The organism is Methanobacterium sp. (assembly GCF_016217785.1).
Taxonomy (GTDB): domain Archaea; phylum Methanobacteriota; class Methanobacteria; order Methanobacteriales; family Methanobacteriaceae; genus Methanobacterium.
Window position 1 is genome coordinate 74,131 of sequence record NZ_JACRGA010000027.1, and the last position, 25,627, is coordinate 99,757.

Annotated in this window: 27 protein-coding genes; 18 read left to right on the forward strand and 9 right to left on the reverse strand. The window is 39.1% G+C overall.

The window, feature by feature from the left end:
* The first annotated feature begins 22 nt into the window (after positions 1 to 22).
* The 14 genes from asnB (at position 23) to HY987_RS11915 (ending at position 13,972) form a co-directional block, all read left to right on the forward strand.
* The gene (gene asnB / locus HY987_RS11850) at positions 23 to 1,573 is read left to right on the forward strand and encodes an asparagine synthase (glutamine-hydrolyzing) (RefSeq protein WP_292758961.1); all 1,551 of its coding nucleotides are present in this window, start codon (positions 23 to 25) and stop codon (positions 1,571 to 1,573) included.
* 145 nt (positions 1,574 to 1,718) lie between these two features.
* Positions 1,719 to 1,934 (forward strand): Asp-tRNA(Asn) amidotransferase subunit GatC, encoded by a 216-nt coding sequence (gatC, locus tag HY987_RS11855; protein ID WP_292758964.1) that lies wholly within the window; start codon positions 1,719 to 1,721, stop codon positions 1,932 to 1,934.
* Positions 1,931 to 2,419: an amino acid-binding protein gene (locus HY987_RS11860; protein ID WP_292758967.1), complete on the forward strand. Its 489-nt coding sequence runs from the start codon at positions 1,931 to 1,933 to the stop codon at positions 2,417 to 2,419. Before gatC ends, HY987_RS11860 begins: the two co-directional genes overlap by 4 nt.
* Positions 2,420 to 2,454: 35 nt before the next feature.
* Positions 2,455 to 3,468, forward strand: a complete 1,014-nt coding sequence (locus tag HY987_RS11865; RefSeq protein ID WP_292758970.1) for a homoserine dehydrogenase — start codon at positions 2,455 to 2,457, stop codon at positions 3,466 to 3,468.
* A 233-nt stretch (positions 3,469 to 3,701) separates the two neighbouring features.
* The gene (locus tag HY987_RS11870; RefSeq protein ID WP_292758972.1) at positions 3,702 to 4,937 is read left to right on the forward strand and encodes a cofactor-independent phosphoglycerate mutase; all 1,236 of its coding nucleotides are present in this window, start codon (positions 3,702 to 3,704) and stop codon (positions 4,935 to 4,937) included.
* 253 nt (positions 4,938 to 5,190) lie between these two features.
* The gene (locus HY987_RS11875) at positions 5,191 to 6,507 is read left to right on the forward strand and encodes a Mur ligase family protein (RefSeq protein ID WP_292758975.1); all 1,317 of its coding nucleotides are present in this window, start codon (positions 5,191 to 5,193) and stop codon (positions 6,505 to 6,507) included.
* Between the two features lie 202 nt (positions 6,508 to 6,709).
* A complete protein-coding gene (locus tag HY987_RS11880; protein ID WP_292758979.1) occupies positions 6,710 to 7,432 on the forward strand; it encodes a glutamine amidotransferase in 723 nt (240 codons plus the stop codon).
* Positions 7,433 to 7,676: 244 nt separating this feature from the next.
* Positions 7,677 to 9,290: a glutamine hydrolyzing CTP synthase gene (pyrG, locus tag HY987_RS11885; RefSeq protein ID WP_292758982.1), complete on the forward strand. Its 1,614-nt coding sequence runs from the start codon at positions 7,677 to 7,679 to the stop codon at positions 9,288 to 9,290.
* A 29-nt stretch (positions 9,291 to 9,319) separates the two neighbouring features.
* Positions 9,320 to 10,483, forward strand: coding sequence for an A24 family peptidase C-terminal domain-containing protein (locus tag HY987_RS11890; protein WP_292758985.1), 1,164 nt, complete (start codon positions 9,320 to 9,322; stop codon positions 10,481 to 10,483).
* 266 nt (positions 10,484 to 10,749) lie between these two features.
* Positions 10,750 to 11,190 carry a hypothetical protein gene (locus HY987_RS11895; protein ID WP_292758988.1) on the forward strand — a complete coding sequence of 147 codons (441 nt, stop codon included), beginning with the start codon at positions 10,750 to 10,752 and terminating at the stop codon, positions 11,188 to 11,190.
* A gap of 19 nt (positions 11,191 to 11,209) precedes the next feature.
* Positions 11,210 to 12,112, forward strand: coding sequence for a DUF2101 family protein (locus tag HY987_RS11900; protein WP_292758991.1), 903 nt, complete (start codon positions 11,210 to 11,212; stop codon positions 12,110 to 12,112).
* 147 nt (positions 12,113 to 12,259) lie between these two features.
* The gene (locus HY987_RS11905; protein WP_292758994.1) at positions 12,260 to 13,021 is read left to right on the forward strand and encodes a phosphopantothenate/pantothenate synthetase; all 762 of its coding nucleotides are present in this window, start codon (positions 12,260 to 12,262) and stop codon (positions 13,019 to 13,021) included.
* Positions 13,018 to 13,614 (forward strand): AAA family ATPase, encoded by a 597-nt coding sequence (locus HY987_RS11910; RefSeq protein ID WP_292758997.1) that lies wholly within the window; start codon positions 13,018 to 13,020, stop codon positions 13,612 to 13,614. The genes HY987_RS11905 and HY987_RS11910 overlap by 4 nt, the downstream gene beginning before the upstream one ends.
* A complete protein-coding gene (locus HY987_RS11915) occupies positions 13,592 to 13,972 on the forward strand; it encodes an RNA-binding domain-containing protein (RefSeq protein WP_292759000.1) in 381 nt (126 codons plus the stop codon). Before HY987_RS11910 ends, HY987_RS11915 begins: the two co-directional genes overlap by 23 nt.
* Positions 13,973 to 14,128: 156 nt before the next feature.
* Here the strand turns inward: HY987_RS11915 and HY987_RS11920 are convergent, their stop codons facing one another.
* The 7 genes from HY987_RS11920 to HY987_RS11950 form a co-directional block, all read right to left on the reverse strand.
* Positions 14,129 to 14,812 (reverse strand): TIGR00289 family protein, encoded by a 684-nt coding sequence (locus tag HY987_RS11920; RefSeq protein ID WP_292759003.1) that lies wholly within the window; start codon positions 14,810 to 14,812, stop codon positions 14,129 to 14,131.
* Between the two features lie 194 nt (positions 14,813 to 15,006).
* Positions 15,007 to 15,813 carry a hypothetical protein gene (locus tag HY987_RS11925; RefSeq protein WP_292759007.1) on the reverse strand — a complete coding sequence of 269 codons (807 nt, stop codon included), beginning with the start codon at positions 15,811 to 15,813 and terminating at the stop codon, positions 15,007 to 15,009.
* A gap of 66 nt (positions 15,814 to 15,879) precedes the next feature.
* Complete coding sequence (locus tag HY987_RS11930; protein ID WP_292759010.1) at positions 15,880 to 16,299, reverse strand: peptidase; 420 nt, start codon at positions 16,297 to 16,299, stop codon at positions 15,880 to 15,882.
* 1 nt (position 16,300) lies between these two features.
* Positions 16,301 to 16,732 (reverse strand): hypothetical protein, encoded by a 432-nt coding sequence (locus tag HY987_RS11935; RefSeq protein WP_292759013.1) that lies wholly within the window; start codon positions 16,730 to 16,732, stop codon positions 16,301 to 16,303.
* Between the two features lie 14 nt (positions 16,733 to 16,746).
* The gene (locus HY987_RS11940) at positions 16,747 to 17,811 is read right to left on the reverse strand and encodes a hypothetical protein (RefSeq protein WP_292759015.1); all 1,065 of its coding nucleotides are present in this window, start codon (positions 17,809 to 17,811) and stop codon (positions 16,747 to 16,749) included.
* A 12-nt stretch (positions 17,812 to 17,823) separates the two neighbouring features.
* Positions 17,824 to 19,929, reverse strand: coding sequence for a hypothetical protein (locus HY987_RS11945; protein WP_292759017.1), 2,106 nt, complete (start codon positions 19,927 to 19,929; stop codon positions 17,824 to 17,826).
* 5 nt (positions 19,930 to 19,934) lie between these two features.
* Positions 19,935 to 20,753 (reverse strand): hypothetical protein, encoded by an 819-nt coding sequence (locus HY987_RS11950; protein ID WP_292759020.1) that lies wholly within the window; start codon positions 20,751 to 20,753, stop codon positions 19,935 to 19,937.
* Between the two features lie 372 nt (positions 20,754 to 21,125).
* Between HY987_RS11950 and HY987_RS11955 the strand changes: the two genes are divergently transcribed.
* From HY987_RS11955 to HY987_RS11970, 4 genes are all read left to right on the forward strand, one after another.
* The gene (locus HY987_RS11955; protein ID WP_292759023.1) at positions 21,126 to 21,542 is read left to right on the forward strand and encodes a class III signal peptide-containing protein; all 417 of its coding nucleotides are present in this window, start codon (positions 21,126 to 21,128) and stop codon (positions 21,540 to 21,542) included.
* A 71-nt stretch (positions 21,543 to 21,613) separates the two neighbouring features.
* Positions 21,614 to 21,847: a hypothetical protein gene (locus HY987_RS11960; protein WP_292759026.1), complete on the forward strand. Its 234-nt coding sequence runs from the start codon at positions 21,614 to 21,616 to the stop codon at positions 21,845 to 21,847.
* A 94-nt stretch (positions 21,848 to 21,941) separates the two neighbouring features.
* A complete protein-coding gene (locus tag HY987_RS11965) occupies positions 21,942 to 22,970 on the forward strand; it encodes a M42 family metallopeptidase (protein WP_292759028.1) in 1,029 nt (342 codons plus the stop codon).
* A 194-nt stretch (positions 22,971 to 23,164) separates the two neighbouring features.
* The gene (locus HY987_RS11970; protein ID WP_292759031.1) at positions 23,165 to 23,374 is read left to right on the forward strand and encodes a hypothetical protein; all 210 of its coding nucleotides are present in this window, start codon (positions 23,165 to 23,167) and stop codon (positions 23,372 to 23,374) included.
* Positions 23,375 to 23,512: 138 nt separating this feature from the next.
* Here HY987_RS11970 and HY987_RS11975 read toward each other — a convergent pair whose 3' ends face one another.
* Both HY987_RS11975 and HY987_RS11980 read right to left on the reverse strand, forming a co-directional pair.
* Complete coding sequence (locus HY987_RS11975) at positions 23,513 to 24,223, reverse strand: ATPase domain-containing protein (RefSeq protein WP_292759034.1); 711 nt, start codon at positions 24,221 to 24,223, stop codon at positions 23,513 to 23,515.
* 71 nt (positions 24,224 to 24,294) lie between these two features.
* The gene (locus tag HY987_RS11980; protein ID WP_292759037.1) at positions 24,295 to 25,572 is read right to left on the reverse strand and encodes a GGDEF domain-containing response regulator; all 1,278 of its coding nucleotides are present in this window, start codon (positions 25,570 to 25,572) and stop codon (positions 24,295 to 24,297) included.
* Between the last annotated feature and the right edge of the window lie 55 nt (positions 25,573 to 25,627).

Below are 25,627 nucleotides of genomic sequence, written 5' to 3' on the forward strand. Positions count from 1 at the left end.
AGAAATTGTGGGATTACTTGTTATGTGTGCAATAACTGGTATCATCGGTGAGAATATCGGTGACAAACTGTATAATATGTTAATAACCCTTAAACACCGGGGACCTGACAAATCTGGAGTTTTTGTAGATGGTAAAATATCTCATGGCAACCTGAAAGATTTGACCATACCCCCTGGTAACATTGGACTGGGCCACAACCTTCTGTCTATTGTGGGATCAGAAGTTGTCCAACCATTGAAAAAGGGGAAAATTATCATAGTCTGTAATGGGGAGATATACAATTATTCCCAACTGTATTCTGAGCTTAAAAATAGATCAGGTTATGATTTTAAGACTGACAGTGACTCTGAAGTGGTTTTAGCCCTTATAACAGAACACTACACTGGTTCTCTATTAAAAACCATTTCTATGATTGTGGAACACCTTGATGGTGATTATGCCTTCGCTGCCTATGATGGTAAAGATTTGGTGGCTGTTCGAGACCCAATAGGAGTAAAACCACTTTACTATGGAGAGGAAAATGGTTTATTTGGTTTTGCATCTGAAAAAAAGGCATTGTGGTGTGCGGGAATAAACAAAACACATACTTTACCACCCAATTTCATGTTACACAATCAGGAGTTAGTACTTTTACCACAAAGATTATCCTGGAAAGAAAACTGGTCTTCCTGGAAAGAAACCCTGTCTCAAAATGAGTCACATAAGTGTTCCAAAATTACTCAAGTTACCTCAAATAATGAACATCTTAAAGATAAAAAATATCTTAAAAAGGTTTTAAGGGATCATATCAGAGAATCCGTGAAAAAAAGAACCCTAGGCCTGGATAAGGTAGGAATATTATTTTCTGGAGGTGTTGACAGCACTCTCCTGGCAGTGCTATGTGCTGATCTGGGGATTGAAACTGAATTATATGCCGTGGGGAGTGAGGGTTCTCCAGACCGGGTCTTTGCCAGTAAAGTTGCTGATGATATAGGTCTTCCCCTTCACATTAAAACGGTTGATGAAGAACTGGTGAGAGAATACACTCCCCTCGTACTAAATGCCATAGAAGAGTGGAATGTCATGAAATTAGGGGTTGGTATGACCGCCTACCTGGCTGCTGAGATGGCCCATGAACAGGGCCACAGGGTGATCTTGTCGGGCCAGGGCGCAGATGAACTCTTTGCAGGATATCATCGTTACCTCGATTTTTACCACATGAAGGGTGAAGAGGCCCAGGAAGACCTCCAGAGTGATGTGGAGAATCTTTACCATGTGAACCTGGAACGTGATGATAAAGTAACCATGGCCAGCAGTGTGGAATTAAGGGTTCCCTACCTTGACTTCCAAATTATAAATATGGCCATGAATATACCTATGTATTATAAGATAAGTGGCCCTGATGACAAACTGCGCAAGTGTATCCTCAGGGAAGTGGCCAGTCAGATGGGTGTGCCCCCTGAGATTGTTAAAAGACCTAAAAAGGCCGCACAGTACGGATCGGGCATTCATAAAATCCTCAGAAAAAAGGTCTTAAAAGACCAGGAATATATGGAAAAATTGAAAAAATCCTTTAAATTTATAGACATTTAGATTCATATTATAGATGATTAATATAAAAATCCATAGAAAAATGATTGTTCAATTTACAAGTTAGTGATAATGGAATATCTGATAATATGGAATAAACTAAAGATAATCTAAAGAAGGCAATCTGATTAATTTGGGAGTGAAAAAGTTGAAGATTGAAAAAGAGGCCGAAGAGATACTACAAAGCTTTTCTGAAGCCCTGAAAAACATACCTGAACTGGAAGAAACCCATTACATGGTTGACAACGTTAATTTATCACGGGAAGACTGTGCTGAGGATAAAAACTCTTCAAAGATCATGCGCAACGCCCATGTAGACGAAGAGGGTAACCTGATTGCAGAGAAAGGAAAGTGGGTAAAATGAGATTTAACCTTGTACTGGATCTGCCAGATGTTCCAGGGCAATTATTAGAAGCCCTCGAACCAATGGGAAGGTTAGGGGCCAACATAGTGGCCGTTATACATCAAAGAGATGTTAAAACCGAAAGAGGAACAGTTCCGGTGCAGATAACTATTGAGGGAGATAAAGAAACCCTTGATCGGGTTATGGGTGCTCTGGAAGCTAAAGATATTCAGATAATGGCAGTGGACGGTGTTCTAAGGAAGGAACAGATCACTACTGTTCTGGTAGGAGATATTGTGGAAGAAGATGTAAAGGACACAGTAACCCTCCTAAACCAGTTGGAAGGTGTCAGGGTCGCTGATCTGGATCTTAAAATGTCTGATGAGCCTAAAAACTCAGCCACCAAGATCGTTATGGAAGCAGATTTCGGACAGAAAAAGGAAGTACTCAAAAATATCAAAGAAATTGGGGATCAGAAAGGCTTCCTGGTTATTAATGAAGTTTAAAAGGATTATGAGTCTTGAAAGTGAAAGGTGATCCTATGAAAATTATTATTTTAGGTTTTGGTGCGGTGGGACAGGGAGTTGCCCGTGTTCTATCCATGAAAAAAGAATATTTGAAGAGTAACTATGATCTTAATCCCCAGATCGTTGCGGTAACTGATCGTTCCGGGGCTGCCATTAAAGAAGATGGTCTGGATGAAGAATTACTCATTAAAACCAAGAACGAAACAGGCAAAATCTCATCTTACCCAGAATACGGTGCTCATGGTTTAAGCAGTCTTAAAGTTCTGGGAGAAGTTGAATATGATTGTTTGGTGGAAGTTACTCCCACTGATATTGATGATGGTGAACCTACCCGCAGCCACATCCTGAAGGCAATGGAAGATGGTAAAGACGTTGTGACCTCCAATAAGGGACCTCTTGCCCTATCATTCCAGGAACTTGCAGATTGTGCCACATCCAATAAAGTCGAATTTAAATTCGAGGCATCAGTGGGTGGTGCCATGCCCATTATCAATTTCGCCCATGAAAACCTGGCTGGATGTAGTATAGAATCAATATACGGAATCCTGAACGGAACCACCAATTACATCTTATCCCGGATGGCCAATGAAGGATCATCCTATGAACAAACCCTTACTGAAGCACAAGAAATGGGTATTGCTGAAACTGATCCCTACCAGGATGTGGAGGGCATTGATGCAGCCTGCAAAATAGTTATACTGGCTAATTCTGTTTTAAACCTCCCAGTGACTCTTAAAGATGTGGAAGTGGAAGGAATATCCAGGATAACTGCTGAATCAATAGCTCTGGCTAAGAAGGAAGGTTTATTAATAAAACTTATTGGTGAAGCTTCACCAGATGCTCTGGAAGTATCACCCCGCCTGGTACCTAAAGGGTCTCCATTTGCAGTGGAGGGCACTCTTAACGTTGCCACCCTTAAAACTGATCTGGCAGATGATGTCACTGTGGTTGGTAAAGGCGCAGGATCCGTGGAGACTGCTTCTGCCATCCTCAGCGATATAGTAAGTATTTGGAAAATAAGGAAATAATAAACCCTTTTAAATTTTTTTAATATCTACGCTGGTAAAATTGTCAGAATACTTAAATTAACACAATAAATGGGAATAACCAAATCAGAATGGGAATAAATTGAATTGATTATAATAATTTCCCAAAATGATTTCCAAATAAAAGGGGATTCTTTTTATTATCCGGGGCATGCTATACATTGATTAGTGTATTATTAGCCTAATATTAATAGAGATTAAAGGAGATTACTTAAATGAAGTACATTGTTGTTATTGGGGATGGAATGGTTGACCAACCATTAAAAGAACTGGATGGAGAAACACCCCTTCAAAGAGCTGAAACCCCCAATATGGATTTTATAGCAAAGAACGGGTCCTGCGGCATGCTGGCAACTGTTCCCCAGGGAATGGAACCAGGATCAGATGTGGCCAATCTATCCATAATGGGTTATGATCCTAAAAAATATTACACTGGCCGGGGCCCACTGGAAGCCGCCAGTATCGGAGCCCAACTGAAAGAAGATGATGTAGCATTCCGTTGTAATCTCATAACTCAGGAAAATGGCCTTCTAGCTGATTTCAACGCAGGGCATATCAGCACTGCTGAAGCATCACAGCTTATTGAGAGCTTAAATCAATCCTTTTTCCGTTACGGGAAATTTTATCTGGGAACCAGCTACCGCCACCTGTTCATTTATAAGGGTAAAGATGCTGCTTTACTTAAATCAACACCCCCACATGACGTGGTGGGAGAACCCATCCAGGAATATCTTTTAAAAGGAGATAATAGTGTATTAGACGCTTTATCTGTGAAACTGAATGAATTGATGTATAAATCTTCAGATGTCCTGGAAAAGCAGCCCATAAATGAAAAAAGAGTTGAATCGGATAAAAATCCAGCTAACATGATCTGGTTGTGGGGGCAGGGACCCAAACCCCAGTTACCTCCTTTTAAGGAAAAATATAACCTTAAAGGTGCAACCATTACTGGGGTGGATCTAATTAAAGGGATTGGAACTTACCTTGGATTAACCAATGTCCATGTCCCTGGTGCTACTGGTTTTTATGACACGGATTACTGTGGTAAGGCCAAGTATGCCTTGGAATCCCTGGAAGATCATGATCTGGTTTTTATTCATGTGGAAGCTCCTGATGAAGCGGGTCATGCCGGTGATATCCGGGAAAAAATAATGGCCATTGAACGCATTGACCGACGCATACTGGGAAAACTAAGAGAAGAACTCCATTCATTGGATGATTATGCTCTGGCTGTGTTACCAGACCATCCCACACCCATAGATATTAGAACCCATACTTCTGATCCAGTTCCCTATGCTGTGTACACCCCTGGTTGCGAAGCTGATAAAACAGAAGCATACAATGAAGTGTCTGTTTTAGATAGTTTTAAAGATAGTTCTAATGAGATCATGGAAGGTTATAAGTTCCTTAAATTTTTCATAGAGTATGCAAGACGTGGAAAAACTGTTTAAGAGGAACTATTTTTCTAAGAATATGAAAATATAGAAATATTTACCAATTAAAACTATTTAATGGATCACCAAATAAGACCATAATCAGACAAAATAAAATATGGTATGATATACCTAACAAAACAATTATAGTAATTTAATAAAGGTGGGATTTAGCATAAGTTATCCAAGATTTAGATATTATTCTGCAGTGGCAGCGGGTAAAATAGCCTCTTTCGTTCTCAGGAAAATTCTTAAAAGTAGTGCCAGTGCCATGCCCGGTAAAGTGGCCATGACCATTTATCCTGATATTTTAGGGGTGGTAAATGACCGCTGCCAGAATAAGATCATCATCACCGGTACCAATGGTAAGACCACCACCAATAACCTCCTCACCCACATTTTAAAGAAGGAATACCCTTCAGTTCTATCTAATCTTAGGGGTGCCAACATGCCCCAGGGACTGGTAAGTGCATTTTTACATGACCGGAAAAAGGAGTATGATTGGGGAGTCTTCGAAGTGGACGAAGGTTCATTTGAAAGGGTTACTGAACATGTTAAACCAGACTACGTCCTGGTGACTAATTTCTTCAGGGACCAGCTTGATCGCTACGGTGAGATTGAAAAAGCATTCCAGGATATCTTAGAAGCCCTGGAACCATTGGATACAACATTAATTCTTAACGCAGATGACCCTCTGGTTTCAAACTTCCGGAAACTACATAAAAAGAACATTTATTATGGGGTGACCCAAAACCAGTACAGCACCCTTCAGCAGGGAATTGTTGAATCACGGTTCTGCCCAGCCTGCAGCAGCTATCTGGATTACGATTATTATAATTACGGCCAGTTAGGCGGTTACCAGTGCCCTGATTGCGGTTTTTCCAACCCGAATCATGATTACCAGATAACGGAGATAGATTACCAGGACCATCAGTATCATTACCAGTTTAAAAATAAGGATCAGGAAGTGCAGGATATAACCTTTGCCTACGAGGGGATATATAATGCCTATAACTGTTGCGCGGCATTATCCACTGCCCTGGAGGTAGGTCTTCCCCTGGAGAATGTTGCCCGTTCCATTGAAGAGTTTGAATATCATCTGGGCAGGATGGAGAATTTCCAGTTCCCTGAGAAAATCGTTAAAATCGCCCTGGTTAAAAATCCCATTGGACTCAGTGAGACAATAAGCAGCATTTCCCTGGATGAACGTGCTAAATCAATGTTATTTGTGCTTAACGACAACCCGGCTGATGGTAAGGATGTGTCCTGGATATGGGATGCTGAAGTAGAAAAAATGAGTAATGTGAAGAACATCAACCAGATCTACTGTTCTGGTCGCCGGGCTGAAGATATTGCACTCCGACTCAAGTACGCTGGGGTGCCAGTGGAACTGGTGAAAGTAGATGATAATATGGACAGTGCCATAGGGAAGGTCTTAAATGAAGATGTGGAAATAGTTTATATTCTACCAACCTATACTGCAGTATTCCAGGGTCGTGAGTTGGTACTGGCACGATTAGAAGGTTCGGGAAAGAAAATGTCACATATTCGTGAATATTTAAAGAATCTGAAACTTCCAGGCCGATGAGAGGATTTGAATGAAATATTTTTTAGAATAACATCAAAAAAAATCCTTTTAGATATCTCAAAAAAATCCTCACATGAAAAATAGTTTAAATCATGTAATGAGAATCAATTAAATTATTGAATTTAAACTCATCATAATAAATTAGAATTTGAATTATCATTAATAACTTATTTATAACAAAATAACTTTGATGGGAATAACCATGGAACTTAAAATATATCATATGTATCCTGATCTTTTGAATCTCTATGGGGATCTGGGTAACGTAACCAGCCTACGTCAGCGCTGCCAGTGGAGAGGTATCAATGTAGAAGTGGTAAGTTTCAGCATGAATCACGAAGTACCCTTAACTGATGGTGATCTGTTCTTCATTGGAGGAGGTTCAGATCGTGGTCAAAATATTGTTTACTCCCATCTCCTAAAGTACACACGGGTAATGGGAGATCTGATTGAAGATGGCGCCCCTGTTCTGGCCATATGTGGCGGGTATCAGCTTTTAGGTGAGAAATACATTGATGCAGATGGAAATGATGTTCCTGGTCTGGGAATATTTGATTACCATACTCGTAGTGAGGAAGGACGGCTTATTGGAAACATAATCATTGAAAACAGCCTGAAACTTAGTCCAGAGACACTGGTGGGCTTTGAAAATCATGGAGGCCGCACCTACCATGATCACCAGGCACTGGGAAAGGTAATTGTGGGTTATGGTAACAATGGCAAAGACCAGGAGGAAGGCATGATTTACCAGAACTGCATCGGAACATATCTCCACGGCCCATTATTACCTAAAAATCCGCATCTAGCGGATCATCTTATTTTAAAGGCCCTGGAGAGAAAATATGACCTGAAAGAGTTATCCTCCCTTGAAGATCGTCAGGAATATGCGGCTCATGAAAAAGTACTGAAATTGTACTCTCCCTGATTTTTAGGGAAATCCCTTAATTATCAGAAGATCATTATGCTCTTTCGGAATCTTTTTTAATGATATTTACATATACATAGATGTTCCTATTTGACTTTCATTATGTAAGCCCATCAGGGTAAATATTCCGGGAACAAAGTCTTAAGTCCATCGAGAGTGTTAAAATAGGTATTAAATCCATTTAATGCTCTTTAGATGTTTATAATGTTACTGTTAACACAATGTTTAAAATCTTTTTAAGGAGATGGTTTGTCTGTCTAAATATATAGTGGTTACTGGTGGTGTGGTAAGTTCGATTGGAAAAGGAATAACAGCAGCTTCTATTGGTAGAATTTTAAGGTCTTATGGTGTGGATGTAACTGCCATCAAGATTGACCCTTATCTTAACTGGGATTCAGGTACCTTAAACCCCTACCAGCATGGTGAAGTTTTCGTCACCGAGGATGGTATGGAAACCGACCTTGATCTGGGACATTATGAGCGTTTCCTGGATGTTAACCTCTCAGGAGAATCCAATATAACCACGGGTAAGGTTTATTCTTCGGTTATTGATCATGAACGTAAGGGGGATTACCTTGGTTCCTGTGTACAGATCATTCCCCATATCACAAACAAGATCAAGGACATGGTGCGTAAGATCGCCCGTGAAAGCCAGGCTGAGGTGGTCCTGGTGGAAGTGGGGGGAACTGTGGGGGACATTGAAAGCCAGCCATTCCTGGAGGCCCTGAGGCAACTTCGAAATGAGGAAGGACACGACAATGTGATGTTCGTCCATGTAACCTACGTGCCCTACTTGCGGGCTGCAGGTGAATTTAAGACTAAACCCACCCAGCACAGTACCAAGGAACTCAGGAGCACCGGTATTATTCCAGATATGATTATCTGCCGTTCAGAATTACCCATTGATCAGCCCCTTAAAAACAAGATAGCTCATTTCTGTGACGTGGAAAGGGAAGCTGTGATTAACACTCCTGATGTAGCATCAATTTATGAAGTTCCACTGATCATCAACCGGGAAAACGTTGGAGAATACATTATTAACCGGATAAAGATAGATGCAAGTGAACAGGACTTGGCTGAATGGGAAAATGTGGTTAAATCTCTGAAACAGGATTCGTACCATGTCAGCGTGGGGATCGTCGGTAAGTATGTGGAACTGGAAGATGCCTACATGAGCATCAGGGAATCCTTAAAACACGCCGCTGCCAATCTGGGAATAAAAGTTAACATTGAATGGATACAGGCAGAGGACACCATTGATGAAGAGAAAGTAAGCCATCTTGATTCCCTTTTAATACCGGGAGGTTTTGGTGAGCGAGGAATATCTGGAAAACTGGATGCAGTACGCTATTCTCTCCAGAATAATGTACCCCTTTTCGGAATCTGCCTGGGAATGCAGTGCATGGTCATTGAATTCGCACGTCTGGAGGGCTTTGAAGGAGCCCACAGTACTGAATTTGACAAGGAAACTCCTTATCCAGTTATTGACTTGATGGAAGAACAGAAAAAGATTAAAAATATGGGCGGGACCATGCGTCTTGGTTCCTATCCCTGCAAACTTAAAGAAGGAACCATGGCTCATGATGCTTACGGCCAAGATGAGGTCAGTGAACGCCACCGACATCGCTTCGAATTAAACAACGATTACAGGGACGTTCTTAGGGAAAAAGGACTGATTATTTCAGGGACATCACCCGATGATTTCCTGGTGGAAATGATAGAATTAGAGGATCATCCCTGGTTTTTAGGTTGCCAGTTCCACCCTGAATTTAAATCCAGACCCAACAATGCCCACCCTATCTTTGTATCATTTTTAAGGGCAGCACTGGAAAATCATAAGCAAAAAACAGGAAACTAAAGGGTAAGATTTACTTTCAGAGGAATCAAATGATCATTGACATCCCCCTAATCACTGTTATCATAGCCATAATTGCCTGTCTTTACGCCAGTTACTCTGATCTTAAAAGGGGAATTATTCCCAATAAACTGACCTTTCCCCTCATAGCTATTGGCCTAATTTTAAACTGCATTTATGCATTTATGCTGGGGGAATTATGGATTATAATTGTTTGTCTGGTGGTCACCGGGGTGATATTTGCTCTGGGTTACCTGTTCTGGAAGATGGGTGCCTGGGCTGGTGGTGATGTGAAGCTTTTCACTGCCCTGGCAGCACTCATTCCCTTCAACCCTATCTTAATATCATATGAAGTATTCCAGGTGCCTTTCCCTGTTGAAGGAATTTATCCATTCCCCCTAACCGTGATCATTAACAGTATCCTGTCCATTCTCCCATTTCTCCTGATCTATGTTTTTTATGTGGTGGCCAAAAACAAACCGCACCTCATGAGTGAATTAACATCCCCTGTGAAGGATTATCGGAAAAACATCGTCCTGACCCTGGTTATCACCTCGGCAGTGAACATCACCTTCCTCATAACCCAGCAAGTGGGTTTTCAAATTATAATAATTTCCTTAATTTTGATCTATATTCTATCCCTCTTAATATCCAAATTACCTAACCAGGTTAAGGCAGTGGTGGTATCACTGATCACTGTTGCAGCTCTCTTCTATAACTTTAAAATTACCATTATCAGTGTTGTTGTTTTATTCATTTCCATAATCATCATAGAGATTGTACGAAAACTTTTAACTTCTGTGAGCCGGGAAGCACTGCAAGATGATATTCCCCTGGATGAACTTCAGGAAGGGATGATACCTGCTTATAATCTGTATCAACGTGATAATGATGAGGTATTAGTGGATGATAAGAGTTTCACAGATAAAATGAAAGATTCTTTTAAAACACAGGATCCCAGCATTCTCACTGCACCCCCGGGTAAGCGTCTGGTTGGAACTCTGGCTGCAGGGTTGTCCAATGAGGATATCCAGCTTTTAAAGCAACTACACCAGGATGGTAAGATTTCCAACAAATTCCGGGTGAAAAAAGGAGTGCCTTTTGCCCCTTCCATCTTAATCGGACTCATAATATCCCTTTTCATCGGGGATCTGGCTTACATACTACAGAAGATCCTCATTTGGATCATGTATTAATGATTTTAGGTATTGATTAATATTATTAATAAGTTGAGTATTAATTGATAAAGATCAAGAATTACTTGCCGATTTGATGTAAACCATCAAGATTGTGAAGACTTATGATTCCAATTAAGATCAAACCATAATACTCCTAATAAAAACCCTTCTAACATTTCCAGCAGTAATAATCATCAGGATTTTATAACCAGAGCCCATAAGTATTGTACTAATATTTATATGATCATGTGCTATAGATTATAATAATAATCAGAGTGATTAAAATGGAAAACAAAGGACAGGCATCTGCAGAGTACTTACTTCTCCTGGTAGTGATTTTAATTATAATGGCTTCAGTTACCATACCATTAGTGAGCCGCTCTGTTAACGCTACTATGGATGTTTCCACATCATCTGACACCAAAAATGCAGTGCAAAGCATTGCAAATGCTGCTAATTTAATTTATGCCAATGGCCCTGGTGCCAAACGTACACTTAATATTTATATGCCCCAAAATATGAATTTAATTTACGATAATAACACTAAGACCATTAATCAAACACTCGAGCTGTCTTCCCAAAATAAAACCATAAGTGCCAGTGTAGATTACTCAATTACCATTATAAACCCGACTCCTGGTAAAGGGTGGCATGAAACACAGATAGAATGGCCTCTTAGTGAAACTTCTAATCCTACCAACATAACCGTGACCTTCTTAACTTAAATTTTGAGGTAATAATATAATGTTCAATAAATTAGGAGACATGATATTACGATTCTTCTCACTTCTAGGGGCAGTGATATTAGCAATACCCAAAATTCCCCAAAAACTTGGTAACATCAACCGGGAACGTGTGAAAGAAAAAATAGACACTAAAAACATTAAAGGAAACGTTTCTAAAGTTAAGGAAAACCTTGGAATTGATGAAAAAACTTCAAGAACCAATTCTAACAAAAAAAAAGATTTTTCAACAGAATCATCATACCCCCCCATCACCCCTAATGCTGGAAAAACCAATGAAAAATCCGACGTTATTCTTATATCAACTCCATTCACATCCAAGGAAAAGGAAGATACCATATTTCGTCTTCAGTTGTTATCAGCAGGATTCCTCATTATATCTGTCCTATACCTATTTAATTTCTTTTCTATCATTCTTTATGGGATCCTTGGAATTTTAATAGGAGGTTACATTATTTATATCCTATTTAACAGGGTTAAAGTCATGTATGGCCCAGAATTCCCTGCTTATCGAGATTTTTTCTTGATGTATCTAGTAGTGGGTATTATCTTGGTACTGGCTGGTACTAACAGTAATTTAGTCATGGCATTTTCATTCAGTTTCTTCCCTTCACTGACCATCTTCATATTTGCAATAATCGCCGTGGTATTAGTTTATTTGATCTTCAGGATACGTTACCACCGCGACTTCACTTATGGAGTTGTAATTGAAACCGGTGAAAAGATGGCCTATGTGAAGGTAGAATATGATATTCGTTCCAATGTCAAACCAGACATATATGTAGTAGAAAATGATTATGGTGCATCAGATGGTGACACAGTGCAACTGAAGACCGAAAAAAAGCTTTTTAGTAACAGTGGCAATAAACCAATAAGTGTGATGAATACTGTTAACAAAATCTAAACCCTATTTTTGATTTTCACGAATTATTGAATAATATTTTTATTATAAATTAGTTTACTCTAATAAATTCATATTAACCTTAAAAAAAGAAACTTAAACCCCAACATTTTACTAAAGTAATAACAAAATTTAATGGAAGTATTGAATATGCATGACATCTCACCAAATCATCCTCGTTATCACTCCCTTCTTTTAAGGGATAAAATGGCCCAAGCGTACCACGAGGGGATCCTGGCTGACACCGCCCTCATCGCCCATGGTAGGGGCGAGGCTTTTGATTATATTATAGGTGAAAAAACAACTCCCCCTGCAAGGAAGGCAATTAAAACTGCAACTGCTGCCCTTTTACTTGCTGAAAGTCCGGTTTTATCTGTTAATGGGAATACTGCTGTTCTGGCAGCAGATTATGTGGTGGAGTTAGCCAGTTTGTTAAAGGCTCGGATTGAGATCAACCTATTCTACCGCACTCCACAGCGTGTGTTGAAAGTTGAGGAAGTATTAAAAAATGCAGGGGCAACAGATGTTCTGGGTAAAGAAGGTGATGATTACCTGCCGGTTGAGGGATTGGAGGGCCCCAGGTCGCGTGCTCATCCCCAGGGTGTACACCGGGCAGATGTAGTTCTGGTTCCATTGGAAGATGGTGACCGGGCAGAAGCACTGGTATCATCGGGTAAGAAGGTTATAACCATTGATCTAAACCCTTTATCACGAACTGCTAAAAAATCATCCATAACCATTGTGGATAACGTGGTTAGGGCCATTCCCCTCCTGATTAATGAAACAAAAAAGCTCAAAGGATGTTCCCGGCAGGATCTGCAAGGGATATTAAATGAATTTGATAATGATGAGAATATTTCCAGTTCACTGAACTTAATATCACAATATTTTAAAAGAGATGAAGACTCATGAAGGTAATTGGAGTTACAGGAATGCCCGGATCAGGTAAAAGCGTGGTTTCCAGAGTTGCAGATAGTATGGGGATGAAAGTGGTACGGATGGGTGATGTCATCCGCAATGAAGCCCAGAGAAGAAATGAACCCCCTGGAAAAGTGGCAGTGGAACTTCGCCAGGAATATGGAGAATTTGTGGTAGCAGAACGATGCGTGGAATTCATTAAAAAATCAACCCACAAGGAAAAATCTTCAATTAATAAAACCAAAGATAGTAAGTCCACCCAAAATAGTAAATCACAATTATTCCTTATTGAAGGCATTCGCAGCCCATGGGAAGTGCAGATATTCAAAAAAAACTTCCCACAATTTAAGGTTATAGCCATACACTCTGCACCAAAAACCCGTTATATTCGACTTAAAAAAAGAATGAGATCCGATGACTCTTCTGAAGCTAAAGAAGCGGTGAAACGAGACCAGCGCGAACTTAAATTTGGTATTGGAGAAGTAATTGCCAATGCTGATTTTATGGTAGTTAATGAGAGTGCTAAAGGTAAACTGAAAAACACAGTGCGAGGTATCCTTAAAAATGAATTGCGAAATAGTTGCTAAAGCGCCAGTCCATCCAACAGAGGATCTGGACAAAGTTATCGAGGCCCTATCCAATGTCTTCGACTACGATGACATTTTAATAGCTGAAGAAAGTGTTACAGTTAATGGAAATACTTCCTGTCTTTTCCCATTTAAAGAATTCCTGGAGAAAAGACAGATCAGGGATACTGCCCGGAAAATTATTCTTAAGGGATGGGATGAAGAATCGAAGACCATTAATTTAAATTTAAGTAAACAAGCCGCCTTTGCCGGTATGATCAACCTGGTGGATGATGATCTCTCACCCCTAGGGGAAATAGAAGTTAAAATCACCACTACAGATGTGGAAGAATTTGCAAACTGGCTATGTGCCCATTAAGGTCAATGTTCCCTTAAATAAACCTCATTCGAGAATATTAAATCTTCGATTTACATCCATATTTTTTTTATAATCCAACTTTATTCAAAGAAAAGTTAAGTGTTTAATGTGAATTATACCCTAATTTAAGTGTTTATGTGAAATTATATCCATACCCTAATCTTTCTCACTTAGTTCTGCGTCTTTAATCACCATATATCCACTATCCACTTCCCAGACATTTTCTGAGTCCAGAATATTGAGTCTTTTTTTGAAAATAGGACCATCAAGAACCAGTGTTTCTGCTTCTCCCCCTTCAAATGCCATGTGCAGACCATATTTTTCATGAAGTCCGTTTAACTCTTCCAGTAAATCTTCATCCACTATTCTGCCCAGCCAGGATTCATCCAGACCCTCGGCAGATGCACTGGTGACTATAACTTTAAATCCCAGGTCAATAATCTCCTGCATGTAGTCAAGAGGATCTCTGTGCCATAATGGTGCATGGGATTCTAATCCCACTTCCTTACATAAACCATCAATCCGTGATTTCTGGTACTCGGAATGTATAGCCCCAGTAAATACCGCTTCAATGCCCCTATTTTTAAGGTCTAAGAGAGCATTCCGAAGGTCTTCTAATTCTTCCTCCTTTTCACCAGGGGTTTTAGCCTGGATAAGAGGTATTTCCATGGCCTGGGAGAGTAACTGGGTGAGGTGTACGTTAGGAACATGGAACATATAGGAATGGGGATTTTCAGAGTGCATGGAAAGGAGATATTCTACTTTCCAACCATCTTCCATGGCCTTGTAAGCGGCCATGGTACTGTCTTTACCACCTGAAAAAAGTACTGCTGCGTTCATAAATCATCTCATCCTATAATAAATCATTTTTTTAAGTTTTAATTCTTTATTTAATATCAATGCTTTATTTTAAGGATCAATTGTATGTTATTTATAGTGATTGACCCAAAAAATGGATTTGCTAAATAATCACTACAATTTAATAAAAAAATTGGGAATTAAAGGAGATTAATACATTAAACTCATCAATATAATTAATTATCCTTCTTTTTGCGTAAACGATCCCTTAGGCCTTTAAAACCCCGGGTAATGGTGTCTATGAACATTCCCGCTAACCCTACAATCACACCCAGGAATCCACAGAACAGGATCACATTGTTCTTTGCAGGTATGGTATTTTTCAGGGTTTGGATTTCTTTCTCCACAGGCCCGTTGATCTCGGTTACCACCACTTCCCCCTGGGGGAGTTGTTTAACGACTGAATCTACCTGGGAAGCATCCACTACTAATTTAACTTGCACTATGCTGAATTTAATATCTATACCACTTACCAGTACCAGCCAGCTTTTGAGTTTCTTGATAACTTCTGTGGGGTCACTTCCAGGTTTAGTCTGTACCATGAGGGTGTCATCGGAAATAACCTTAGCTGATGTGATATTGGTATTGGCCACGGGTATACGTGACTCCAGATTACTCTTCCAGGCACTACTTATGCCTGTTGTTTTAACTGTTATTTCACCGCTTTCAACGCTTTGAACTCCGGGGATTTTTTTAACAGTCTCTATGGCCTGATTAACGTTGCTGTCCGTGGAAATATTTATGGTGATGATTTCCTGCTGGTCACTGGTGGACATGTAAATAGCACGGGCCATGTCAGGGAGATCATCATAGACCGGGGCTATGAAGAAGGCACCACCAATCAAACCCACCACAAATCCTAAACCAATAACGAATAAGAAATTCTTTTTACCAATTAGGGGAGTGAGAAGTGCAGTAGAGAATACAAAGGCCATGAGCAGGAAAAATAGTATGATCATTATGATTACAAATAGTGTTTCCATGTTTTTCATCTCTGGTTAGAAGTATCGGTAAGAGTTAAAGTTATTTCAATTCAATTGTTACAAGTATCAAGTTGTGTTCACTACTTTCCCTGTATTCACATCAACATAAACTGTTTTTGAGGGCTGTCCAAATTTGGAAATTGGAACCATCCATACAACAACAGTTGTCTGGTTAACCACTATTGTCCCCTGAAATGGTTCTGAAGCCTTATATCCAGGATTTTGGCTTACAGCTATGTTTTTAGCCTGATCTGCAGATATAAGGAAAGTATTGTTTGAACTACTGCTAGACAAATTGCTAGAATTGTTAGAAACAACAGGAGTTTGGTTGACTGGTGTAGATGTAACTGGAGGAGTATAAGACTCATTGGTGCTTGTTACATTAGTTTTGGACTGAAAAGGATTATACGCATATACTACCAGTATAAAAACCACAACAGCAACTATAATTAGTGCTTTTTTTTCCCAGCCCTCACCTAGATCCATATTAATACCCTTGGAATTTTATAATACCATTTTCATTTTTTATGGTTATTATTCTATCGGTTGTAGTACTGGTAGCGATATTAAAATTAGTGATTTCTTTTGGTATCACCTTAACACTAACTGTTTTGTTATTATACACAACATCAACAGAATCTGTCGTGTTATTTGCACGAATAAGAGATGTAGGAACAGTTATACCTGCTGGAATTGTTAAATTGGCAGAATAGCCACTCCCCCCCACATAAACTGCATTAATAGCCCCTGCAAGCTTTTCTCCAAGAGTTCTAGCCTTACCCATATCTGCAGTTTCTAACTGGTTCAATTCACCTCCAATTAGTGACAACATACTTGCCATAATTATCAGGGCAATCAGAGATACAAATAATAATTCTGCACTTACCTGTCCTTTTTTGTCAAGACCCAATTTTTTCACCTAAATTTTAAAGATTACGTGTTATAATTATTTGCTAGTGAAAAATAATTTTTGTAGTATGTAGAAAGATAGAATGGTTTACCCGCTGGATCATTGAATGGTACAGATCCATTTATTGTTATCCCTGAACCTGTTACCCCCGCAAAATACTCATGATCTAGAGCAGAGATTGTTTTACTCCTATATACATCACTTAGTGGGTTCCCTATAATAAAAGTACTCATACGAGTTTCATTGTTCTCTCCGCTGATTTGTGCTCCCTGTAATCTTTCAAAGAAGTTGAGTCCTGATGGATCTGGGAAGTATTGTGGTAAAAGTGATTGATTTTGAGGATTATCAGTTCCATTTAAACAATCCCACAAGTACTGGATCTCAGTAATAGTCACATTATCATCAAAGTTGTAATCTACATCTCCCAAATAATTCTTTTCATAGTGAGGATAGTCATATATAACATCCCTACTCCTGAAACTAGTTTTTAGCCATATATAAGGATCTTCAATACCAATAATCGGAGCATAGCCTCTTATTTCGGGTAGAGTTCCCTCATAAACTTGATCTTCCTGTACAACTTTTATAGGTACGCCTGCTTTAACCACTACATAAAAACCAAAGGGATCGCCGTTACCATAAGGATCAACCTGGGTAACATTGACATCTTCTTCAGTGAAAGTATCATTGAAAGTAGTATTAGTTAAATTAGTGGGTATTAGTACATTATTAATGTAAATCTGCCTACCTGTTTCTTTGGATAGTTTACTGCAAGCATCAATGACATGAGCATTAAGTTGTTGAGTTACCACTTGTCTAGTGAAAAGTTTACTATCACTCATAAAATGTTGGTCGTCAATAACTTTTCGACTCGCAGTGTAAGCAGCATATCGTCCGGAATCGCCGGCACCATCTTGTATAGCAGAGTAAATGGATGAAACAGTACCACCTGTAACATCACTACCAATTGTAATTGTAGAAAATTGGTTAATTTCGTTTACAATATCTCCAAATGCTACTGCAAAGATTATTACTGGTATGAGGAGCAGAAATGCCAGTGGAGTAATTGTGTAACCGTTTTCATCCATAATACCATATTCCTATTGATTCCATAAATCTAAGCGGACTGTGACCGAATTAGGAGTGTTACCCGCAAATAAAGCAGAAGTATGTATATTTTGAGCTCCAGGATATTTGTCGAGCAGATTAGCTGTAGCATTTTGCATAGCTTCTTCCGCAGTACTTCCCATACCAGTTGACCATTCATTCTGAATCTGGGGATTGATTACGCCAATCCGGGTACCTGAAAATATTGAAGCAGTACCTGTACTTAATGATTGATAATCACCAGATTCCCATGCTTTACTAGGCCCAGTAACTGTAATTCTTAAAGGATAATTTCCAGGTACGAGAGTATAATTTGTTGCAGTGGAGTTGGCTGTAGTGATCTTATGGAACCCCTTCTGAGCATCCAATGCAGCTAGATCCAGAGAGAATGGTACTACTGAACCCTGGTATAATATCTGATTATTACCATAATCTACCCGGACATTTCGAGTGTTAAGTCCCAAACCCAAAAAGAGCATTGCTTTCTGACTGTCTTCAGTAAGTGTAAACGCTTTAGTCTGCACTTCACTATTATCACTGGCTTGATGACTGTCAAATGGATAAGTATCCCATTTTATTTTGTATTCACTGGTGGAAAGCATGATGTAAGAATCCTGCAGACCAACAAGGTCATAATCAGAGGAGGGAACATTGTCCCATGTAGTTATTCTCACCTTGTTGTTTGCTCCCTGCATTAGTTCCTTCCCTATATAAATAGTTCCGGGAAGATTACCGTAACCATCAGACAGGTCACTGTACTCTGCCTCACCTATATCAAAGGAACAGAATACTGTTCTCCAATCGTTGGATTGATCATCCCACACTTCTACCAGTGTATTATCTACTGCCCCCCAGCTGTTTACAACCACATAAGCATCCAAAATGTTGTTATCAGAAGGGATATTAACATCCTTAACAACAGAGACTGCAGAACCGTCTTCACCATTTACACCAGTGATAACAAAGGGGATGCCATCAGAATAGGAATGATCATGGTTGTACATATCATTCCAACTGATTTCTCTTAAATAATTAAGGTTAGTCACCTGACCGGTTTCAAGGTTGTATATACGACCATAACCATTACCAGCTCCCAAGTCAGTTAATCTGTCTACAGCCAAACCAGCGGCATTTTGGAAGGGAATTTTATTTGTACTCACGTTAACTGGAACAGTAATATTCGTGGCATAGGTTGATAGAATAGAAAACCAGGGCATATTATAATCATAATTAGAATTCGTGATAAAATTAACATAGAAATTATTTAAACCAGGATTCAGGAGAGATTGTGATATGTTTCCTTGATAGTTATACATAAGTTCACTTGAATCCACCCTCTTATTAAGAAATGTGAATTGGTTTGAATTAACAACAAGTGCGGGCTTGCTATTTATTACTGTGTTAGTCCCAAAAGCAGGGTTCGTTGTCGGCCAGCTATATCGGTTATCACTTGAAGAACCTTGTAAGTATTTAGCCCCATAGATAGTAGCCCCGTCAGGTATGGTAAAACTAATGGCCTGAGGAGTAGTTCCACTACCCCAATAGGAATATGTCCTCAAATTACCACTTTGACTCCATGGATAAAAGTTGGTAAGCCAGTTGTGGAATATCCAGGAAGTGGTAGTAAGATTAACTTGTTGATTGGTAAATTCAACCGGCTCAGATTTAAACCATGCCCGTCCCCACCATCCTTCTTGTGGTCCAGAAATAACCCTTACCCGGGTGACAGTGTCTTTATTGTATAAATAGCTAGTGTTCATACTTGAATCTCTTTCCACAGAGACGGGTGTTCCAGGATCGATGGTTAACCTGTATCCAATTCCATTAGGTATCAAATTGTCTACGGATGAGCTCAGAATCATCTTAGATTCATTAGTGGCATTAGAAGAATTACTCAGCGCAGCAACAGAAGCGGAATCTAAAGTTCCATCCTGTTCCATAACTTGTAGTGCACTATCAGCCAGTGCTTCCAGATGCTGGTGTTCCTGCCCCATGTACATAGGGAGCATGATGTAACTTGCCACAGTTACAGTAAATACTATAACTACCACCAGGGCCAGGGTGGCATCAGCAGTGAATATAAAACCTTTTTCATCCATTTAAATCACTTAGTCCATGCATAAAACTGGAATCTGTAACTTTGAGGTAATGCATTAACAGCAGTTATTTCACTAGGTAGAGTTCCTTTGGGGACCCGGATCACATAAGCATCCATATCAGTAGTAGGAGTACTAGCAACCTTCTTCAAATATAAAAAATTATTTTCTAGGTTTGTTCCATCTTTTAAATAACTTTCAGGTATAGCCATAGTCCAATTTGAATACTTGTCATGACCTTTAAAATCATTTTCACTCATAACTTGATATTGATTGATATAAACTGATGTAGATGTTACTCCTCTATTGAAAATGAGTATATAATAATCATATATTTCCAGATCATATTGATTAGTGGGAAATGGCTCAGAACCATAGTCTTTGGGTTTTCCAGTACCATGACCTGCATTCTTAATTGAAGTTAATACATCACTATTAAAAGGATTATAAAGAACATCTCTTTCTATTTTTACAATATCTTTAGCACTTTCTTTAGGAGTTCCAGTACTGGTAAGGTTCCAGACAATAGTTTCAGTTGAATTTAATGGGCTGAGAGTAATGTAAAACCCATACTGATCACCAATCATACTCTGTGTCTTAGTTTGTCCAATAGTACTTTTTAACATGGCCATCTTTTTAGTAGATAGTGTATACTCAATTGGTTTTTTACTACTAGGATCATACTGGGCAACCCCCACAACATTTACTTGTGACGGATTGGTCTCCCAATTATATGGATCCCCTGATGTTTTCAAAAGACTATTAACAGTGTCTGCTGAAACACGTTCCAGTGAACTTCTATAAATGGTATCCTGAGTATCATACATAATATTGCCCATATTAGCCGCCACTAAACCAAGTAGTATAGTAATGGGAATAAGAGCAAGTAGTAGGTCAAGGGATAATGCAAAGCCCCCCGAATCACTTTTGAATAGCCTCAGAATGTCCATCTCCTGTTAATATGGTAAATATAAGATATTTATTTTATATAATTCTATATTATTAAGTTTTTTGGATATATTCAATAATATAACTTTGTATTTATTACTTTATTCCAATAAAATACTATAATTCACAGCAGACTTTAAACACAATTAATAATAATGTCAAGATATAATTAAATTATAAAAGACAAATAGAAGGATATTAAACTAATAATTATTAAAATTATTAATAATAGAAAAAGGAAAAGGGTTATCATGGATAAAAAGGGGCAAATATCTGTAGAATTGATCCTTATTTTAGCTTTCATCCTGCTGGTTGTACTTTTGGTCGCAAATTACGTTAGTGATCAAAATGAACAGAACAACATTGCAACTGCAACCAGATTAGGAGCTACAAATGCCACAACTGCAATGGGAATTACAACCCCCGGGATGTTACCAGTACGAGTTGACGCAATCCAAATGAGCGGAGCTCAAAACATAACTGTACTTATTAATCTTAATTATAAAAATGATCCAATTCAGAACACTGCTTTAACCGGCGTTTATAACTCCCTCATCTCCCAAGGATATTCTCCAAAAAAGAACATGAACTCTAACCTAACCAACCCAATTATCCAGAATTTGACCCTGAACACTTCTAAACACAATTATAACATCAGGCTAGCATAAATGAACTCAAAATAAAATTCAAGATACAAAAAGGCATTAAAAGATTTAAAAGAAGATACAGAGGATTGAAAATGGATAAAGATATAAATGAAGATATAAAAATTAGCAAACCTGAATCTGCCAAACCCCAAAAAAAGAGAAATATAAATAAATGGGGCATCTATATCAGCATATGTTTTATCCTAATAGGTTTGGTATGGTACGGTGTGAATCTGGGAGTTATACCACTTACATTCCTCCAGGAACAGGCTGGACCAATCGTTCTGATCCTAATAGGAATTTTAATTCTGGTTAAATCATTTTAATCATACCACTATATTTTTAGTGAATAATATTGAAAATTACATTCCTAGAATATTATATTTGTTACATTTTATTTTAAAATTGAGAGGTTAATATATGAAACAATTACTAGAAAAACTATCGAATGCATCTGGTGTATCTGGATTTGAAGATGAAGTTCGCAATCTTATGATGGAAGAGTTGAAAGGACATGTGGATGACTTAGCTGTGGATAATATGGGTAACCTCATCGCAACTAAAAATGGGAAGCCCGATGGGAAAAAAGTGATGTTAGCCGCCCACATGGACGAAATAGGCCTTATGGTAAGGTACATTGATAAAGAAGGATTCATCAAATTCTCCAAGCTGGGAGGAATAAACGACCAGATGCTCCTCAACCAGGAAGTGTACATCCACAGTAATGGTGAAAAAACACTGGGTGTTGTGGGAAGTAAACCTCCTCACCGGATGAAAGCAGCTGAAAAGAAGAAACCTGTGCAATATGAGAATATGTTCATCGATATCGGCGCCTCAAACAAGGAAGATGCCGAAGGAATGGTGAATGTAGGGGATCCCATAACCATTAAACAGAAATTTGCAGAACTTAAAAATGATCTAGTAATGGGAAATGCCATGGACAACCGAGTGGGCTGTGCCATCATGGTGGAAGTCATGAAACGAGCCCGTAGCGATGCCACCATCTATGGAGTGGGAACTGTTCAAGAAGAAGTAGGCCTTAAAGGAGCCAGAACTGCCGCCTACCGCATCAACCCGGACATGGCCCTGGCCCTGGATGTTACCATATCCGGCGACCACCCTGGTATGAAGGAAGAAGACGCTCCTGCCAAGGCAGGTGAAGGACCGTGTATAATACTCACCGATGCCAGTGGAAGGGGAATCATCACCCACCCACAGGTGAAAGAATTACTGATCCAGGTTGCAGAGGAAGAAGAAATACCATACCAGTTAGAAGTTAGCGAAGGCGGAACCACAGATGCCACTGCCATCCACCTCACCAGAGAAGGTATCCCTACTGGGGTTATTTCACCACCATCACGTTACATTCACACACCAGTGAGTGTGGTTAATATCAAGGATGTGGAAAATGCTGTTAAACTCATTTTAGCCGTGCTTAATAGACTTTAAGCACTTTTTAACTTTTAATTTGTCATTTTTATATTTTCCTGCCAAATCTTCTTTTACAGTTCAAATATTTCAACATAACACAGAAATAATAATTTAGGGTGGAAATTAATAATTAAAAGATTTAAAGAATAAAAGATAAATCAAAAAGTGAAAAATAAAAAATTTGGATGAATACGATCTAAGGTGTATTATATATGAACAAAGTAATAGTATTAATAATTATTATTCTGTTAATAATTGGGGCAGTGGCTTTGAACAAAATAATAAACTCACCAGGAACAGATAATACACAAACAAACCCAGAAAACACACAAGTAGTCAGCAATCCAGTTCAAGACAACTCTAACAACAACACTTCTACCAGCAGGCCAAACATACCCACAACCTATGTTTCACAAAAATAGAGTGGAATTAAAGAGGATACATTAGTTACATAGAACTGTAATGTAACTACTATTTCGGTTCAATTTATTACTTTTTTAAGAAGAAATCGTGAACTCTCATCCACAAGGAAAAAATCACTAGCTCCAAAAACCCGTATTTTATTCTTTACTTTCCACTCCAGAAATGATGTCAATACCATTATTGTTTATCTCATAGGTCATGAACTGGGTGGGTGTTTTGGTGCTCCTCATTTTAACCACATCCATCACCCTCTCCCTGCGGCCAGTGTAAGGGTTTTCACGTTTCATGAGTTTTATGGCACCATAAACGGAGAATAGGGCGATTTCGTTGAATTCTCTTGAAGTTGCACTGTCTAAAATGATGAGTGCAGTTATATTACGTTCTTTTAATTCGTATACCAGAAGGTCAAAACGATCACGGAATTCATAGGGGGTGAGCTTAGCTGTATAACTGCCAATATTATCAATTATAACTGTTTCTGTGTCTTCAGGGAGGTCTTTCAAGAATTTAGAGAAATTACCCTTCATTGCCCCCACATCGATGCTGATTTCAGCCTCAGTTACTCGGGCCCGGATACCAGCTAGTTCAATGAAGCGTAACAGACCATTATCAGTGGCTGATCGGATATCCCATCCGAAAGTTTCGCCCTGGATGAATAGATCCTTCGAATCTTCTTCTGTGGTGATGTAAACTGTTTTAATGTTCTGCTGGCAGCTGGTTAGGGCGAATTGCAAACCGAATATGGTTTTACCTGAACCCGCATCTCCAGTGATGAGTATTGTTTTCCCTCGGGGAAGTCCACCTGTAAACTGGTCTATTCCATTTATTCCTGTTTTGATTCGTTCCAAAGATTAAACCCCCAGTTAAAATGTTAAATGGATTTATTTGTGGTAGTTAATTGATTTATTTGTGCTAAATATTAATTATCATCCCATGAAATTATGAATTCAAAGGAGCATTTATCATTATCATCAAGTAGGCACTGGCTCTGTTCCACATGTCCATGGAGGGATGTCCATGTGAAGCTACGTATAACAATTGCCCTGCAAATTAAACAAAAGATTGGGCTGACACTTTCTTCATTTGTCCAGGGACAGTTGGCGAAATTCAGATAACTTTTTCTCTTCTCAATGTCCGTATCAGTTACAATGCCCAGATTAGACATGAATTCACTGATCCAGGAGAGATAGCACTGGAATAATACTTTTTGGTCAGCTAAGGCATTATCACCTTTGTTAATCTGGCATTTTTCCATTTCCTCCAGGAATAGGGGTTTCATGTTTTTCTCAAACCTGTCTGCAAAACTACGGGCAATGTTATCTCTTATTTGAGGGGGGATGTTAGAGGCAAATACTGGCAGTGCACTGACCATGAAACTGGAAAGTTCTCCCCGGGCTTTATCCTTCAATAATTCTTCTCTTTCCTTGACTTCCCTTCGACGCTGGGTCACATCACGGAAGACCAGAGCCACACCAATTATGCTCCCATTTTCATCCTTAATAGGGGCACTACTATCATCAATAGGTACCGGTTCCCCCTTTTTATTAATCAAAAGTACCTGAGGGGGTAGATCAATTATGGCATCATTCTCAACCACCTTCACCACTGGATCATCAACCGGTGCACCACTTTCTTCATGAATGATCTTGAAGATCTCATCTAATGGTTGGCCAATGGCTGCATCATGATCCCAACCAGTCAGCTGGCTGGCTACAGGGTTCATAAATTTGATTTTACCATTTTTATCAGTGGCAATAACTGCGTCTCCAATACTTTCCAGGGTAGTGGATAACCATTTTTCACTTTCTTTGAGTTTACTTTCCATTTGGTGTTTGTAGAGAGCTACCTCCACTGCACTGTGAAGTTCCCTATCTTCAAAAGGTTTGATTATGTAACCAAATGGTTCAGTTATTTTAGCTCGTTTCAGGGTTCTTTCATCCGAATAAGCAGTTAAATAGACTACTGGGACATCATAGGCATCTCTTATCTTTTGTGCTGCCTCAATACCATCCATTTCTCCCTTGAGAACAATATCCATCAGCACCAGATCCGGCCGGTTATCAGCCACATGCTCCAGAGCTTCCTCTCCAGAGGGTGTTATGGCAGTGACTTCGTAACCCAGGCCTTCAGCCCGGTGTTTAATATCCATAGCCACTATGCTTTCATCTTCCACAATCAGGATTTTCACTTCAGACATTCCATTCCCCATTCATATGTAATGTAGATTTCTCTAACATTATCTTTCAATTTGA